12 protein-coding genes are annotated in these 17,071 nt (G+C 58.7%); all 12 read right to left on the bottom strand.

Annotated elements, in window-relative coordinates; all coding sequences use genetic code 11:
- The 12 genes from HMPREF1986_RS02590 to HMPREF1986_RS02535 all read right to left on the bottom strand — a co-directional run bounded on the left by HMPREF1986_RS02590 (window position 1) and on the right by HMPREF1986_RS02535 (window position 16,854).
- Window positions 1–1,332, bottom strand: a complete 1,332-nt coding sequence (locus HMPREF1986_RS02590) for a TRAP transporter large permease (RefSeq protein WP_021773194.1) — start codon at window positions 1,330–1,332, stop codon at window positions 1–3.
- A complete protein-coding gene (locus tag HMPREF1986_RS02585; RefSeq protein WP_021773193.1) occupies window positions 1,332–1,853 on the bottom strand; it encodes a TRAP transporter small permease in 522 nt (173 codons plus the stop codon). Before HMPREF1986_RS02585 ends, HMPREF1986_RS02590 begins: the two co-directional genes overlap by 1 nt.
- Window positions 1,854–2,007: 154 nt before the next feature.
- Window positions 2,008–3,159, bottom strand: coding sequence for a TRAP transporter substrate-binding protein (locus HMPREF1986_RS02580; RefSeq protein WP_021773192.1), 1,152 nt, complete (start codon window positions 3,157–3,159; stop codon window positions 2,008–2,010).
- Window positions 3,160–3,398: 239 nt separating this feature from the next.
- A complete protein-coding gene (fdhD, locus tag HMPREF1986_RS12470) occupies window positions 3,399–4,154 on the bottom strand; it encodes a formate dehydrogenase accessory sulfurtransferase FdhD (protein ID WP_021773190.1) in 756 nt (251 codons plus the stop codon).
- Entirely contained in the window at window positions 4,147–6,885 is a 2,739-nt protein-coding gene (gene fdhF, locus HMPREF1986_RS02570; protein WP_081688423.1) for a formate dehydrogenase subunit alpha, read from the bottom strand. The genes fdhD and fdhF overlap by 8 nt, the downstream gene beginning before the upstream one ends.
- A complete protein-coding gene (locus HMPREF1986_RS02565) occupies window positions 6,882–8,717 on the bottom strand; it encodes an NAD(P)-binding protein (RefSeq protein WP_021773187.1) in 1,836 nt (611 codons plus the stop codon). The genes fdhF and HMPREF1986_RS02565 overlap by 4 nt, the downstream gene beginning before the upstream one ends.
- Before the next feature lie 215 nt (window positions 8,718–8,932).
- A complete protein-coding gene (locus HMPREF1986_RS02560; protein ID WP_021773186.1) occupies window positions 8,933–10,144 on the bottom strand; it encodes a molybdopterin molybdotransferase MoeA in 1,212 nt (403 codons plus the stop codon).
- A complete protein-coding gene (gene mobB / locus HMPREF1986_RS02555; protein WP_036598958.1) occupies window positions 10,141–11,250 on the bottom strand; it encodes a molybdopterin-guanine dinucleotide biosynthesis protein B in 1,110 nt (369 codons plus the stop codon). Before mobB ends, HMPREF1986_RS02560 begins: the two co-directional genes overlap by 4 nt.
- Window positions 11,205–11,510 (bottom strand): hypothetical protein, encoded by a 306-nt coding sequence (locus tag HMPREF1986_RS13075; protein ID WP_021773184.1) that lies wholly within the window; start codon window positions 11,508–11,510, stop codon window positions 11,205–11,207. Before HMPREF1986_RS13075 ends, mobB begins: the two co-directional genes overlap by 46 nt.
- Window positions 11,511–11,548: 38 nt before the next feature.
- Window positions 11,549–14,284 carry a translation factor GTPase family protein gene (locus HMPREF1986_RS02550; RefSeq protein WP_021773183.1) on the bottom strand — a complete coding sequence of 912 codons (2,736 nt, stop codon included), beginning with the start codon at window positions 14,282–14,284 and terminating at the stop codon, window positions 11,549–11,551.
- A 12-nt stretch (window positions 14,285–14,296) separates the two neighbouring features.
- Window positions 14,297–14,800: a shikimate kinase gene (locus HMPREF1986_RS02545; protein WP_021773182.1), complete on the bottom strand. Its 504-nt coding sequence runs from the start codon at window positions 14,798–14,800 to the stop codon at window positions 14,297–14,299.
- A gap of 344 nt (window positions 14,801–15,144) precedes the next feature.
- Window positions 15,145–16,854: a putative manganese-dependent inorganic diphosphatase gene (locus HMPREF1986_RS02535; RefSeq protein ID WP_021773180.1), complete on the bottom strand. Its 1,710-nt coding sequence runs from the start codon at window positions 16,852–16,854 to the stop codon at window positions 15,145–15,147.
- Window positions 16,855–17,071: the final 217 nt, after the last annotated feature.

Genomic DNA, 17,071 nt, shown 5'->3' with positions numbered 1-17,071 from the left:
TCAGCCAAGCCCTGCCAGCACCCCTGCGCCCTGCGGCACATAGCCAAAGAGCTTCGGGATAAAGAGGGCGACCCCCGGCACAAAGGTGATAATCAGAAGCGCGAGAACCATCATTACATAGAAGGGAAGCGTCGCGACAACCACCTTCTCCATGGGGCGCTTCGCGATCGCGGAGCCGATGAAAAGGACCGCGCCGACCGGAGGGGTCAGGAGTCCGATTCCGCAGTTTAAGACCACGATGATGCCGTACTGCACCGGGTCCAGCCCGATGGAGCGCGCAATCGGGAGGAGGATCGGCGTGGAGATCAGGATGATCGGCGCCATGTCCATGATGCAGCCTAAGAGCAGGAGGATGATATTCAGAAGGATCGCGATCACGACCGGATTGTCCGAGACCCCGCGGATCAGCTGCGCTGCGAGATCCGGCACATGAAGCGTCGTAAGGCAGTAGCCGAAGGCGCTGGAGGTCGCGATCAGAATGAGGACGATCGCGAGGGTATTCACGCAGTCGTCGAGGCATTTCCACACGCCCTTCCAGTTCAGGCCCTTATAGATATAGACCGAGACGATCAGGGAGTAGATGACGGCGATGGCAGCGGATTCCGTCGCGGTGACGAGGCCGCTCACGACACCGACCACGACGATCAGGATCGAAGCGAGCGCCCAGATCGAGACGCCGAGCTCCTTTAGGAAAAAGCGAAGGGAGAAGGCCTTCCCCTTCGGATAATGCCGCTTCTTCGAGATGATGTAGGAGCCGACCATGAGGCAGCCCGCAAGGACCGCACCCGGAAGATAGCCCGCGAGAAAGAGCGAGCCCACAGAGAGCCCGCCGGCGGTCGTCGCATAGATCACCATATTGTGGGAGGGCGGAACCAGCATCCCCTCGACGGAGGAAGAGATCGTCACCGCGGTCGAAAAGTCCACATCGTAGCCGCGGTTCACCATCATGGGAATCTCGAGAGAACCGAGAGAGGCCGTGTCCGCCGCCGCGGAGCCGGAGATCCCTCCGAAGAAGTAGGAGGCGACGATGTTCACCATCGCGAGCCCGCCGGTCATCCAGCCCACACAGGCGTCCGCCAGATTAAGGAGCTTCTCGGAGATCCCACCGGTCCCCATCAGGACTCCCATAGTGATGAAAAAGGGCACCGCCATGAGGGAGAAGGAGGAAATTCCTTTGACCATCTGCTGACAGACCGCGGCCAGATCCTTCCCCTGATAGGCGAGGCAGAAGATTGCGGAGAGCGCGACGGAATAGGCGATCGGAAAGCGAAGAAGGATCATGATGAAAAAGCTGAGAAGAAGCACTATGATCGCGGCGGAATTGGCATCCATTACTCTCCCTCCTTCCGGTAAAAGGCCTCGAGATCCAGAAAGATCCTCTCAAGCTCAAAGATCAGCATCGCAAGCCCCGCGATCGGGATCGGGAAATACATCCAAAACTTCGAGAGCCAGGGCATGCTGATATAGCTTCCGACCGCGCCGAGTCCGGCCGCATATTTCCATCCCACGACGATCATAATGACGGCGAGCACAAGGACCGCGATATCCGAGAGAAGATCCAGTATCTTCACAAAGGTCTTCGGGAGAAAGCGGTCGAAGGTCGTCATCCGGATATGGCTCTTTCTCCGAATCGCGAGCGCCGCGGAGAGAACCGCCATATAGGACATCAGTGTGAGCACAAGCTCCTCCGACCAGGCCGGATCCGGAATGAAGGGGATCTGCCGCCCGATGACAGACATCGTCGTGATCGCAATGTCCGCTATCAGGAGAAGCTTGCAGAGAAAGAGAATGACCTTATCCATCAGGTCGTAGAGCGGCTTGATCTTCTCAAGTCTGGAAAATATCAAAGGCATAGCGACCTCCAAAAAGGGGCGCCGCCGCAGAGGGGACAGCCTCCCGGGGAAGGGCGCGGCGTCCTCTGCCGGGCGAGCGGCGTGGGAATACGGACGGCTTGCGGTGCTTTAAGGCTGCCGCTTAAGCGGCAGCCTTAAAGCGGTCTTTCCGAAATCAGGATGCGTAATCCAAAATCTTCTGATAGAGCTCCGCCTGAGACTTCGTGCTGTCCTCGATGACCTTCTTGCAGGCGTCCTTCCAGGGAGCCTTATCCGTCACCTCGACCACATTGACACCGGAGGACTTGATCTTTGTGAGAACCTCCTTCTCCGCCTGCTCCGCGATCTCCCTGTCGTAGTCGCCGGCGATCCTTCCGGCTTCCTCCAGGACCTTCTGCTGATTCTCCGTGAGCTTGGCCCAACCCTTATCGGAGATCACGATCTCTATGACGCCGAGGGTATGACCGTCCAGGACGAGGTTCGGGGCGACCTCCGGGAAGGCGTTCGAAAGGTAGTTCGCCATCGGCTGCTCCGCACCGTCCACGACGCCGGTCTGGAGGGCGGAGTAGAGCTCGTTGAAGGGGACAACAGTCGGATTCGCGCCGAAGCCCTGTACCATTCCGGTCATGATCGGATCATTGGAGACGCGGAGCTTTCTGCCCTTTAAATCCTTCACCTCGACGGCGGGCTCCTTCGTGAAGAAGTGGCGGAAGCCCTCCTCCCCGTAGAAAAGTCCGCGGATCGGGAGCCCCTTCTCCTTCGGCTCCTCCAGGAACTCCTTCGCAAGATCCGACTGCGCAAACTTCCAGAAGTGCTCCCTCGATTCAAAGGTAAAGGGCACTGAGAGGAGCTTCGACTTCTCCCCGCCATAGCTTGTGAGCGCAAAGGCGGAGATCCTCGAGATATCGATGCTGTCCCCTCCCGCGAGAACGGAATCCAGGACATCATTCTCGGAGCCGAGTACGCCGGAGGCCTGAAGATCTATCGAGATGGAGCCGCCGGAGATGCTCTCCACGGCCTCCTTGAACTTCTGATCCGTCCTCCCCACGATGGTGTCCAGCGGATTGACCTCTGCCATCACAAGCTTGACCTTCGGATCCGCTGCGGCCTTCTCATTGACCTGGTAATCCGTACTGGAAGCGCTTTCAGTGGCCTGCGAAGAAGAGCCGTCCGCCTTTGATTCCGCGCTTTCTCCCTTTTCGGACGCGGCCTTTGTCTCCTGCTTCTCTCCTCCCGCCTTCGTCTCCTGCTTTGCGGATCCTCCGCAGGCGCCGAGAGACAGAGCAAGCAGCGCGGCAAGCGCCGCGTTCAGCACTCTTTTTTTCATAGATTTTCCTCCCTTTTTCGTCAAAATCCCATTCCGGTATGAACTCAAATCATTATAAAGCAGAAAAAAGCTTTTGGAAATCGGAAAACTTTCACAGAAAAGGGATAGGATTTTCTGGCAAAAGGCCGGAAAGGGGAGGGGAATGCATCGGATTCCCCTCCCCTTTTCTCCCCCCCCTCAACCCAAGCCGGGAGGAGCATGGTCCCTGCTTTTCCCATCCGATGCTTCTCCCTCCTCCCTCAATTCAGGCCGGAAGAGAGCATGGTCCCCTCGATCCTTTCCGGATGGGTATAGATATTGAATTCCTCTCCTCTCGCAAAGCCGATCAGGGTCATCCCCCGCTTCTCCGCAAGCTCCACCGCCATGGAGCTCGGGGCAGAGACGGCGATCAGGACCGGGGAGCCGATGAGGGACGCCCCCTCCAGGATCTCCGCGGCGATTCTCCCGCTGAAAAGGATCAGCTTCCCCGATAGATCCGGCTCCTCCTTGAGACAGGCCCCGAGAAGCTTCTCCATCGCGTTTCGTCTCCCGACATCCTCCCGAAAGAGGAGGAGCCGTTCAAAGTCTGCGAGGGCAGCGGCGTGAATCCCCCCCGTCCTGTGAAATTTCCGGGAGGCCTCGTTGAAGAGACGGGAGAGCTTCTGCACCGACCGGATCGGAACCAAGATGCGCTCCTCTCTCCCGCGCATTCTCTCCTCTCCGGAGAGCTCCTCCCCTCTGCATCTATCCCGGGGGCGAAGCCGCGCATGGATTTCCATCTTCTCCTCGTCCGCGATAAGCTCCGAAAGCTCAGAGGCGCTTCGGATCAGGCCGCGGATACGGAGCTCTCCCAGGGCCAGATCCGAAAGCTGCCAGGGGGAGCAGGAGAAGCTCGACAGGAGCTCCCCGTCCAGGTAGAAGCGGCAGGGGAGCTCCGCCGCAAGCTGCCTCTCCCGTCTTTGGAAGCGCTCCCCGTCAAAGCAGAGCGCCTCCCTTCCTATGCCGTCCTCATACACAGCTCATCTCCCTCATATAATCGCTCTCCGGGATCTTCTCCACCTTGACGGTGCAGACCTTGTACTCCGGCGTCTTGGAGATGGAATCCAGCGCATCGCTTGTGAGCCAGTTGGCTCCTCCGATATAGTGGAAGGGCATCCAGCACTCACCGGGATTGGTCTTCTCCGAGACCACGGCCCTCGCCTGGATCTTTCCCCTTCGGGAGGAGACATTCACCATATCCCCGTCCCGGACCTCGAGCTTTTCCGCATCCTCTGTGTTGAGCTCGATAAAGGAATCCGGCGCCATTTCATTAAGACCTTCCACCTTGTCCGTCATCGCACAGGCATTGTAGTGGTAGAGGATACGGCCGGTCATCATGATGATCGGATAGTCCTCATCCGGCAGTTCCATGGACGGGACATGCCGCGTCGGGATAAAGCAGCCGAGACCCCGCGCGAACTTTCCGACATGCATGATCTCCGTGCCCGGCTTGTCCTTCGAGCGGCAGGGCCACTGCAGGCCTCTGCCTGCGACCTCCGTGCTGTCCAGCCTCTCATGGCTGATCCCCGCGAAGTTCGGCGTAACCGATGCGATTTCATCCATGATCTCCGCGGCCGTGAGATGCGGCTGCGGATAGCCCATGCGGTTCATGATCTCTGTGAAAATCCAGGTATCCTCCCGGGTCTCTCCTTCAATCTCGACCGCCTTTCTCACCCGCTGCACCCGGCGCTCCGTATTGGTGAAGGTTCCCTCCTTCTCCGCATAGGAGCGGCCCGGCAAGATGACGTCTGCGAGCTTTGCGGTCTCCGTCATGAAAAGCTCATCCACTACGAGGAAGTCCAGAGAGCTGAGCGCCCGCAGGACATGTCTTGTGTTCGGGTCGGTCCGCATGGGGTCCTCCCCGAAGATGAAGAGTCCCCGGATCTCCCCCGTCGTCATCTTCCCGAAGCACTCCGTCGCCTTCGTTCCGATCTCATGATTCAGCTTCGTTCCCCAGGCCTTTTCGAACTTATCCATGACCTCGGGAATGTCCAGATTCTGGTAGCCCGGGAACTGCTTCGGATCCGCGCCCATATCGCAGGCCCCCTGGACATTGTTCTGTCCTCTGAGCGGATTCAGGCCGCAGCCCCTCTTTCCGAATTTCCCCACCATCATGACCATGTTGGAGAGGGAGATGACGCCGTGCGTCCCTGTGTGGTGCTCTGTCACGCCCAGACAGTAGATGACCGGGGCGGTCTTCGCCTTCGCGTAGAGTCTCGCGGCCTCTCTCAGCTTGTCGGGATCGATCCTGCAGATCTCCGCCACCCTTTCCGGCGTATACTCCGCGACGACCTTTTTGATTTCCTCAAAATGCTCCGTTCTCTTTTCAATGAACTCGTGATCGATCAGATCCTCTTCGATGAAAATGTGCATCATGCCGTTCGCAAACGCGATGTTTGTGCCCGGGCGGAGCTTCAGATGGATGTCTGCCTGTCTGCTGAGATCGATGTCCCTGGGGTCCACGACGATGAGCTTCGCTCCCCGCTGCACAGCCTGACGGATCTGCATGCCGATGACCGGATGCGCATGCTCGGGGTTCGAGCCCACCAGCATGATCACCTCGGAATCCTGTGTGATGTCCGCAATGGTATTGGTCATTGCGCCAGAGCCTAACGTGGTTGCCAACCCGGCAACAGTAGGCGCATGTCACACTCGGGCGCAGTTGTCGGTATTATTGCTCTGAAACGCAGCTCGAACCATCTTCTGGAGCATGTAGATGTCCTCGTTGGTCGATCTGGAGCAGGCAAATCCCGCGAGCGCCTCCCCTCCGTAATTTTCCTTGATCGCATTGAACTTCGAGGCGACGAGATCCAGAGCTTCCTCCCAGCTCGCCCTCTCAAACTCTCCGCTCTCCTTGTTCTTGATCAGAGGATAGCGGATTCTGTCCGGATGGTCCACGAAGTCAATGGAGCCGCTCCGCCCCTTGACGCAGAGGAGCCCCTGGTTGGAGGGCCCGTTCGCCCCCATGACGTCCACGATCTTTCCGTTCTTGACATAGAGCTCCATCTGGCAGCCCGTTCCGCAGTGCGGACAGGTGGTGAGAACCTTCTTGATCTCCCACTCCCTGTAGTCCTTTCTCCGCTTGATCGTGATCGCTCCCGTCGGACAGGCCTGGGCGCAGTTGCCGCAGCCCTCACAGTCCGTGTCCTTCCAGTTGTCCCCGAAGGGAACCTTCACATAGACCCTCGCCGCATTTCTCTCCAGGGAGAGAGCGTGCCTCCCCGTCGCCTTCGCGCAGGTGCTGATGCAGCGCTGGCACTGGATGCAGAGCCCCGGATCGTAGGAGAGGAAGGGATGCGCGTCGAAGGGTGCGTGCTGCACATCGTAGTGGGACGGCTGGAAGTTCGGGACATCCACGCCGTGCATCCTGGCCTGGTACTGCAGCTCGCAGGCGCCGTTTTTCAGACACTTAAAGCAGTTTGTCTTGTGCTCCGCCATCAGAAGATGAAGCGTATTCTCTCTGGCCCGCCGGACCCGCTCGGTATTCGTTCGGACCTCCATGCCCTCCTTCACCTTGGTGTTGCAGGCCGTCACCAGCTTCTCCAGCCCCTCCACCTCCACGACGCAGAGGCGGCAGGAGCCGATCTCATTGATCTTCTCCAGATAGCAGAGCGTGGGGATCTCGATTCCATTCTCCCTGCACACATTCAGGATCGTCTTATTCCCATCGGCTTCGAATTGCTTCCCATCAATCGTCAGCTTTATCATAGATCTCTTCCTCCTTCCATCGCGCCGCAGCCGAAATGATCGCAGCGGAGACAGCGGCTGCATTCCTGCATGGCCTCCTCGTGCGTCATCTCCTCCTCCACATGCAGAAAATCCTTTTTCCGGAGGAAAGCCGGTCTCTCCCCGACCTCCGTCCTTCCGAGAAGCGTCCGGATATTTTCTCTGGGCTCCGGGGCCTCTGCCTCGCAATGGAGCTTATGATGGTATCCGAGATACTCATCGATATTGTGAGCCGCCACCTTTCCCGCCGCGATCGCGCGGATCACCGTCGAGGGCCCTGTCGCGCAGTCTCCGCCGACGTAAACGCCGGGCATTCCCTCCACAGAGGTGTCCAGCCCCGCGCAAAATACCCTGCGGTCCGCCTTCATGCCGAAGTCCTCAAAGGGCCCGGAGACGATGTCCTGCCCCACGGCGATCAGGATCACATCCGCCTCAAAATGCTGCTGCTCCTTGTTCGCGGCGGTGGTTCCCGGCCGATCTCCGGAATAGGTGGATACCATCTGCGGCTGCGTGCTCAGTCCGCTGCAGCTCCCGTCCTCGTGCTTCGTGATCTCCACCGGGGACTGCAGCGTCACCAGCATGACGCCCTCCATGATCGCAGACTCCACTTCGCTTTCCAGCGCGGTCATATCCTTCTGCCTTCTCCGGTAGATGCAGCTGACCTCCGCCGCCCCGCAGCGGATCGCGGAGCGCGCGGCGTCCATCGCGACGTTTCCTCCTCCGATCACGATGACCTTCTTTCCCGTATAGTCCGGGAGACGGCCGTTTCCGATCTCATCCAGCATCTCGACGGCGGAGTAGACATTGGACGCGTCGACGCCCGGAATGCGGAGCGTCTTTCCGCTCTGCGCACCAATCGCGACGAACATTGCATCGTACTCGTCACGGACCTTCCGGATGGGGATATCCTTTCCCACATTCGTCTCGTAAATGACCTCGATGTCTCCCGCCCCGAGGATCGCGTTCAGGTCCTCGTCCAGGCGGTCCTTCGGGAAGCGGTAATTCGGGATTCCGTAGCGGAGCATCCCTCCGAGCTTGTCGTGGATCTCATAGACCACCGCCTTATGTCCCATGAGCGCGAGGAAGTAGGCACAGGTCATCCCGGCCGGTCCTCCTCCGATGATGGCGATCCTTTTTCCGGTTGAAGGGTTCGGCTTCGGCGTCCTCACCTGATCCGCCCTCATCTGATCCACCGCATACTTCTTTAAGCCGCGGATATTGATCGGGGACTCCAGCATCTTCCTCCGGCAGCTCTCCTCGCAGGGATGCTCACAGACCATGCCGCAGGCCGTGGGGAAGGGATTATCCTTCCGGATCATGTTGATGGAGCCCGCGTAGTCCTCCTCCGCGATGAGCGCGATGTAAGCCGGGATATCGACGTGCGCCGGGCAGAGCGCGATGCAGGGCACCTTCTGCGCGACCGACTCATCGCACTTATGAAAGCGGATATGGCTCTGATATTCGTCCGCGAAAAGCTCCAGCCCCTTCAGCACCTCATCCGCGGCATTCCAGCCGATCGCGCAGTCCGAGGACTCCCGGATCATCATCGCCATCATCTTAATATTGTCAAGCGTCTGCTGCGTGGCATCGCCGTTGATTACCTTCTGCAAAAGCCTTGCGACAAGCGGAAGGCCGTCCCGACAGGGCACACACTTCCCGCAGGTCTGTCCCGCAGCAGTCCGGAGGAAGGAAAGCTGCACGGTGAGCGGGCAGCTTCCCGGCGGATAAACCTCCACCTTGTGAGAGAAATGCCGCTTGATCTTGCTGATTTTCACATCATAACTGTTCGGGTCCGCCAGATATAACTTACTCATTCTCTCCTCCCTGTTCTAAATCGCGGCGGCATGACCTTTCCCCCTGTCATCCCTCGCTGCTGCGGAGCACAGGCATGACTCCCTGCTCCTTTTCCTGACAAATTCATCTCATTCTTCCTCCTGAAACTTCGTGCATTCCGCGGGATACCGGGGCAGAGGGACTCTCCTGAAGCTCCCCCGCTCCGCTCCCGGGCCCTGTGACGGGCTCAGCTGCCTCATCCCCCTCGGATCTGATAGATCTTCACCCTGTCCCCCGCCCGGAGCGGAGGCGTACCGGCCGGAATCTCCGCCAGGAGATCGAAGCCCTCCATGGAAGAGACGGCGCCGTTTCTCTGATTTGAGAGGGGCTCAAAGCATAGATCCTCCGAGAGAGAAAGCCTTCCCTTCAGGATCCGGGTTCTCCTGCTCGGCTTCGGAAAATCCTCACTCATCCTGGCATAGCCCTCTCGGAAGGAAATCTCGGAGAGACCGCAGAGCTTCCTAAGGTACGGCGCACAGACGTAGAGAAGGGCCGTCGCCGCGGAGCCGGGATTTCCGGAGAGGCAGAAAACCGGCTTCCCCAGGGCCCTGCCGCAGAGCAGCGCTCCCCCGGGCTTAAAGGGAAGCCCGTGGAAGAAAATCTCCGCAGAGAGCCTTTCCATGGCCTCCGGTAGGCAGTCATAGTCTCCTGTACAGACCCCTCCCGTTGTGAGAAGGAGATCGCAGTCCTTCAGGGCCTCCTCGATCCTTTCCGCGATCTTCTCCGCGCTGTCTCGCACTATGCCGAAATCCCTCGGGAGGATCGGGAAGAAGCGAAGGCAGTCGGAGAGAAGATAGCCATTTGTGCTCAGGATCTTTCCCTCGCAGAGCTCCTCCTCCCTCTCGCAGAGCTCATCCCCCGTGCCCAGAATTCCGACGACCGGTCTTCGGAAGACCCGGAGACTTCGGAGCCCCTGTCCCGCGGCGAGGGCGGCCCCTCCGCCAAAGATCCGCTTCCCCGCTTCGAGAATCCTCTCACCCCTTTGGACATCCTCCCCGATTTCCACGATATTCCCCGGGGAAAGCGGAGAAAAAATCCTAAGCTCCCTCTCCGTAAACTCCGTAAGCTCATACTTCACGACACAGTCCGCACCCTCCGGAAGCATCGCGCCGGTCATCACCCTCGTCGCTGTACCGGGCCGGATGGGGAGGCTTGGGACACTGCCCGCCGGGACCTCCTCATTGACGAGAAGTACGGCGGGATTTTCCCGGCTTGCTCCCCGGCTGTCCTCTGAGGAAAGCGCATAGCCGTCGTAGGGGCTCCTCCGAAAGGCGGGTACATCCCGCCCCGCGATGACGTCCTCCGCGAGCACCCGCCCGAAGGCCTCCTCCAGAGGGACCTCCTCACTCTGCACTGCGGCATCGAGCCTCTCCCAAAGCTCCCATGCCTCACGCACCGTTTGTATCATAGATAAAGCTCACTTTCTTCCAGATGATGACTCCGATACTCCGCCTCGATGAAATCGGCGATCGCGGAGATCTCATTCATCCCAAATACCTCCTCTCCCCGAAGAGGAAGCTCCTCTCTCGCCCAGTCCGTCACATAGGCAAGCCTTCGGCTGAGCCCCTCGATCGCTCCCTTTCCTGTCTCCCTCCGGAGCACCTCGATCTTCGGGTAATCCGTCCACTTAAAGCCCTCCAGGAGGATGAGGTCCACCCCCTCTGAGATCTGGAAGAGCTCCGCGGCGCTCAGCTCCCCTCTTCGGCTGAGAGAATATTTTTCAGAATCAAAGATCAAAGAGGCCTCCGCTCCCGCCTGAAAAAAGCGGTAACTGTCCTTTCCCGGGATATCCGGCTCATAGCAATGTCCGTCGTGCTTCACCGTCATCACGCGGATTCCCCTCCTCGAAAGCTCCGGGATCAGGCGCTCGATCAGAGCGGTCTTTCCGGAATTCTTGTAAGCGGAGACCGCGAGGACACTTCTCCCTCGGCCGGAGAGAGAGGCATAATCCGCCGGCGTATTGATATTCCGATAGCGCCAGGATTCTCTCCCCGCCCGGAAGATCTTCGTCCTGAGCTTCTCGAGACAGCGGAGCATCTTCAGCTCTCCCCGGGAGATTGCTTCCTCCAGCACGGGGAGGCAGGAGCTCCGGTAGACAGCGCAGAAGGGATGCAGCCTCCCATCCTCCGTCTCGGAGATCACACAGTCCGCGTCCTCCGTCATCTCCCGAAGAAGACAGGCCGCAAGCTCTTCGGAGAAAAGCGGGACATCGCAGGGAAGTACGAAGAGGAGCGGAAAGCGGCAGCTCCTCAATGCACTGCAGAGCCCCCCCAGCGGGCCGCAGTCCGGATAGAGATCTTCTACCATGGGATAAGGCATGTCCGGATGCCTCTCTCTCCTGTCCACCGAGATAAGAAGCTCCGGAAAGCTGCTGAATTCATAGACCAGCTTGTCCAAAAAGCTGAGAGAACCGATGCGAAGCTCCGACTTCGGAGAGCCCATGCGGCGGCTTTTTCCCCCCGCGAGGATCACACAGCTGGATTCTTTGATTTTTTCTTTTCCCCTATCTTCCATCCTATTTTTATGATATATTGCCTATTTTTCTCTGCTCTATATTCCGTTTTGAAATAATTCTCATAATTTATCATATCATCTTTTACCAAAATATCAACGATAGGTAAAATTTTCACAAACATACGTTTACTTTTTAAAAGATAAACGGTCAAAACAGAGAGGCGGATAGAACAAAGAACGCCCTCGCCCCAACTGCGGAAAAGCGGCAGAGAAACGATCTTGAAAAAGCCGATCGCCGGGCGACAGACAAGCTGAAGCACTTCTTTTCTTTAAAAAAAGCGGAGCAGCGCCCCGCTTTTCATGATTTCTCATCCGGCAGTATGCCTCTTCCGCTGAGGCTCCCTCTCGGCGCGGAGTCAAAGCGGAGATGCTCCCTCCGGATCTCCTCCTCAACCCTCTCAAGCTCTCTCTCAAGATCTGCGGCGGAGAGGATGCTGACTCCTCTTCCGGACCAGGCGATGAGCTGGACGAGCCGGTCCCCGCTCGCGACCTCCACTCTCCCTCCCTCCTCCGAAAGACGGCGGCTGAGCTCCTCGATGTACCGGTCCGCCGTCTGCGCCTCCTTTGTAAATACGACGCGGACCCCGGAGCGAAGCGCCGTCTCTACGGGATGACGCTCCAGCCGGTAGGCATCAAAGACCAGGATCACATTCTTTCCGCTGTAGGCCCTATAATTGGAGAGGCGCTCCAGAAGCTTTTCCCTCGCGCTGTCCAGATTCTCCTCTGCGATCTTCCGGAGAGCGGGAAAGGCATAGATCATATTATAGCCGTCCACGATGAGAGCTTCCTCTCCTCTCTCCGGGGCATCCTTCTTTTCCCGCTCCTCCCGTTTCTCCCTCTCTCTTCTCAGATTCTCCGCCCGCGTTTTCTCAAAGCTCATCCTCTTCCCCGCGGCCTCCGCCTCTGCGGCGCGGTCCCGGACCGGCCCGTAGGTCCGGACGAAGATTTCCTCCAGCTCCTGATCCCCGATATAATGCCCCGCCTTCCGAAAGCCCTCTTCTGGATCTCTCCGCGTCCCGTCTCCTTCTCCGCTCTCCTCCTCTCCCCTCTTCCTTTCGAGATAGGGCGGAAGATGCATATATTTCTCCACCTGATCCCAGGGGATGATGCGGCTGCTCCCATGCAGGCAGAAAACGGAGGAGGAAGGGTAGCGGAGATCCGAATCCGGATCATAGCCCCATTCGGAGAGAAGCTCCCTCTCTCCCGGACAGCTTCGGTAGCCGAGAAAGTCCATGGAAAGCTTCCCCCTCCCGCGGGACATCTCCCGAAACTCCCGCTCATAGGAAAAAAGCGGGGAGAGCGGCCCCTCTCCGGAAAGGAAGGCGCTTTCCCCGCGGATCTCCGGAGAGGCCGGCTCAAGTCCCCTCTTTGAAAGCTCTGTCATCGCTCTCCCCAGGGACTCCGGGGGAAGCTCCATCCTATATCGATACCAGGGTTCGAGAAGCAGAGATTCCGCCCTGCGAAGCCCCTGCCGGAGAGCTCGGATCGCCGCCTCCCGGAAATCTCCCCCATCCGTATGCTTTTCGCTGGCCTTTCCGCTGAGCAGGCTGATCCTTAGGTCTGTGATGGGAAAGCCCCCCAGCACGCCGGGAAACTCCTCCGAAGAGAGAAGCTCCAGGATCTGCCGCTGCTTCTCCCCGGAGAGAGTATCCAAAGGGCAGAGCGTCCGGAGCTTTGTCCCGGAGCCGCGGGGCAGGGGCTCCAAAAGAAGATGCACCTCCGCATAATGGCGGAGCGGCTCGAAATGCCCGACCCCCTCCGCGATCCTTCCGATCGTCTCTCGGTAGAGGATCCGGCCCTCCCCAAAGCGCACCTCCGTGCCGAAGCGCTCCCGGATCAGCTCTCCCAGAATCTCGGTCTGGACCTCGCCCATCAGGCGAAGGCGGATCTCGGGGATCTCGGAGTCATAGCTTAAGTGAAGCTCCGGAAATTCCTCCGAGAGCTCCCGGATCCTTCGATACAGCTCCCGGATCTCCTCCTCCCCTCCCTCCGCCGGGTAAAGACTGTACTCCAGGACTGCGCCGGAGGAGCTTCTGCTCTCCTCCCCCTCTTCCCCGATGCTCTGCCCCGCGTAAAGGCTCCGGATCCCGGTGAGCGCAACCAGCATGCCGGGCTCCGCCTCCGAGAGCTCCTCATAGCCCGCCCCGCTGTAGAGCCGGATCCCGGTGATCTTTTCTCCCGGAAGAAGCTCCTGCCTTTTTTGAATTTTCCCGCTCCGAAGCTTCAAAAAGCTGAGTCTCCTCCCCTTCTCATCCCGGGAGATCTTAAAAACCCTGGCAGAAAGTCCGCGGGAAGCGGGGAAGGAGGGCGCCTTCATCAGAAAAAAAATCCCAAGGAGAAGAGGGGAGATTCCCTCCATCTTAAGCGCAGAGCCAAAGAAAAGCGGAAAGAACTGCCTCTTTTGAAAGAGCTCCTGTATTCGAGACAGGGAAAGCTTCCCGGAGGAGAGGTATTCCTCCATGGTGCTCTCCTCTGTGAGAGAGAGGCTTTCGAGAAGCTCCGGCGGAAGGGATGGGAAATCCGCAGGCTCCGGCATGAGCTCCCCTTCCCCTTCCGAAAGAGCGGAGGAGAAGTCCAGAATCTCAGAGCCAAAGCTCTCCCGGAGCTCCGCGAGGCGCTTCGCCCTGTCCGTCCCGGGACGGTCCATTTTATTTACGAAAAAAAAGCAGGGGATGCCCCGGCTCTCCAAAAGTCGAAAGAGCGTCTTTGTGTAGCCCTGTACACCATCCGTCCCGCTTATAAGGAGAATCGCATAGTCCAGGACGGAGAGCGCCCGCTCCATCTCCGCGGAGAAATCCGCGTGCCCCGGTGTATCGAGAAGCGTGATCGTCTTCTCCCCGAGGGAAAACACCGCCTGCTTTGAGAAAATCGTGATGCCCCGCTCCCTCTCAAGCCTCTCCGTGTCAAGGTAGCTGTCCCGGTGATCCACTCTTCCTGGGGAGCGCAGCAGGCCGCCCCGATAGAGAAGCGCCTCCGAGAGGCTGGTCTTTCCGGCGTCCACCGGGGCCAGAATTCCGATCACAAGGCGCTCCATCTCTTCTCCTCCCTATCCTCTCTTACCGAGGAGCTCTATGATCCTCTCCGCCGTCTCCTCGGGACTAAGCCCCTCCTCATCGATCCGGATATCCGCGTCCTTCTCATAGAGCGCCGCCCTCTCCCGATAGAGGTCCAAAAGCGTATATCCCTCGGGAATCGCGACGCCGCGCGCCGTGATGTCCCCGATCCGCCTCTCCATCTCCGGATAGCTGATATCCAGATAAATGATCGTGGAGATCTCCCGAAGATGCCGCATCGCCTCTCTCTCATAGCAGATCGATCCCCCCGGGGAGATCACGGTGTTCCGGACGGAGAGCGCAGAGGCATAGCCCTCCTCGATCCGAAGAAAGCCCTCCCTTCCGTGTTCCTCTATGAGCTGTCTGAGAAGCTTCCCGCTCCGCTCCTGGATCAGAAGGTCCAGGTCCAGGAAGCTCATCCCAAGCCGCTTGGCAAGGAGCACTCCGATTACGCTCTTCCCGCTGGACGGCATCCCGATCATCGTCAAATTTCTCATTTTTACCTCACAGACCGTTCGCGGCGCTGTCCGCCGTCCGGAAAATCACAGGCGGAGGGCCTGGACTCCCGCCCTCAGCAAAAGGGGTACTCGGGACGCTTTCGTCCGCCAAGCTTCTCCGCCGAAGGGAGCTCACCTCCGGCTCGGCGAAAGGGGACTCGGGCCGCTCCTGTCCCACAAACTTCCCCGCTGATGGAAAATCAACTTCCAGCGCAGATAGAGAGGACTCGGGATGCTCCCGTCCGCCAAGCTTCTCCGCCAAGGGGATCTCACCTCCGGCTCAGAGAAAGGGGATTTGGGATGCTCCCGTTCACAGCCGGAAAACAGGAAAAAAGCGGCAGCTTTTACAGCTGCTCCGCAAAGAGCGTGAGAGGAGGAATCAGCTGCTTCTTCCGGGAGACCACGCCTCGGAGAAGGACGGAGCTTGCGCCGTCTGCTCCGCTGTCCGCCTTTTCCGGGCTCAGTCCGAAGGCATTCTCCACAAGCTGCTCCGCTCCGTTTCCGACCGCGAGAAGCCTCGTATCCTGGTCCAGGATATTGGTCAGCATGACAAAGCTCATGTCGAGCCCCTCCTGCTGCATCGCCTCCCGCATGAAGCGAAGAAGTCTCGGCTCAAGCTCCTTCAGCTCCTGCTCATTCAGGGAAGTGACCTGGCTCACACCGAAGCTGAGCTTTCCCGCGCTGAAATGCTTGAAATCCTGATAGAAAATCTCCTTATCCGTCTTCCCCTTCAGATCGGATCCCGCGGAAAACATCTCCAGCGCGTATTTTTCAATCTCGACTCCGGCGATCTTTGCGAGCTCCCTCCCCACCTTTTCGTCCAATGGTGTACAGGTCGGTGAGCGGAAGAGGAGGGTGTCGGAGATGATCGCGGACATAAGAAGTCCCGCCGTCTGCTGATCTACCTCGACCCGGTTCTCCTGATACATCTGATAGATGATGGTGCTTGTGCAGCCGAGCGGCTGATTCCGGAAGTAGACCGGGGCCAGCGTTTGGATCGTCCCCAGCCGGTGGTGATCGATGATCTCCAGAATGTCGGCGCTCTCGATCCCCTCCACGGCCTGCCCCGCCTCGTTGTGGTCCACCATGATGATCTGCTTCCCGTGGTTTCCGAGAAGGTTCCTCCGGGAAATCATACCGAGATAGCGCCCGTTCTTCCCGAGAATCGGGAAATCGCGGTGGCGCTTGCTCGCCATAATCTCCCGGATGTCATCGATATAGTCCTCCTCCTCAAAGGTGATCAGCCCCTCCGTCTTCATGAAATAGCTGATGGGGATCGACTGGTTTATGAGGCGGGATGCCGTATAGGCGTCAAAGCTCGTCACCATGATGATCATCCCGTTTTGCTCCGCGAGGCTCTTGATCGTCGGGGAGACATTCGCGCCCTCGCAGATGATGATGCAGTCCGCGCCGTTGTCCAAAGCGGAGAGCTGATTCTCCGCCCGGTTTCCGAGGATGACGATATCGTGCTTTTCGATGTAATGCTTCATCATCTCCGGATTCGCGGCGGCGATGAGGACCTTCCCCTCCCGGCAGTATCTCTCCTCATCCCCGGTGATGAGCGTCGCCTCCAGCGTCTCCCGGATATTCCGGTACTGCGTGTGCGCCTTTGATATGATGCTCGAGTCATAGACATTCATATAGGACTTCGCGATGTCCCCGACCGTGATGAGTCCCTCCAGGATATCCTTCTCCGTCACCGCGGGAAGCGTCACGACGCCGCCCTCGCTCATCGTGTTCCAGGCCCTCTTTAAGGACATATTCTTTGAGACCCCCGGCGTCTTCCGGTATTCGATATCGCTGACCTGTGTCCGGACGGATTTTATGAGGCGCGGGCTCTCTGCCTTAAAATAACTGAGGACAAAGCTTGTCTCCGCGTTGGGGCTCCCCGCCCTGCACGGAATGTAGCGCCCGCTCCCGCTCAGCTTGTTTTTCAGTCTGGCATAGGCGATCGCAGCGCAGATGGAATCTGTGTCCGGATTCCGATGCCCGGTGACGAGAATCGGTCTCTCCGTGTTGTGCGGAATCTCCGTTCCGCTCTTTCTCTCAGCCATTGCTCTCCCCTCTTTCTATATATTGCGGTACACTCTATATTGCAGTGCGCTCTACAGCTCTTTTTTATACTTCCGCATGTCTTCGCCGTGCAGGCATTTTTATACTTCGGAAGGTCTCTCCTCCTCTCCCGTGCGAGCACGTCACAGATCACAGCTCTTTTTTTTACTTCCGCATGTCTCCGCCGCTTCGCGCCTCTCGACATGCTCCCCCAATTCG

The sequence above is a fragment of the Oribacterium sp. oral taxon 078 str. F0263 genome, assembly GCF_000469565.1.
Lineage (GTDB): Bacteria > Bacillota > Clostridia > Lachnospirales > Lachnospiraceae > Oribacterium.
This window is presented reverse-complemented; position numbering and strand designations above follow the sequence as displayed.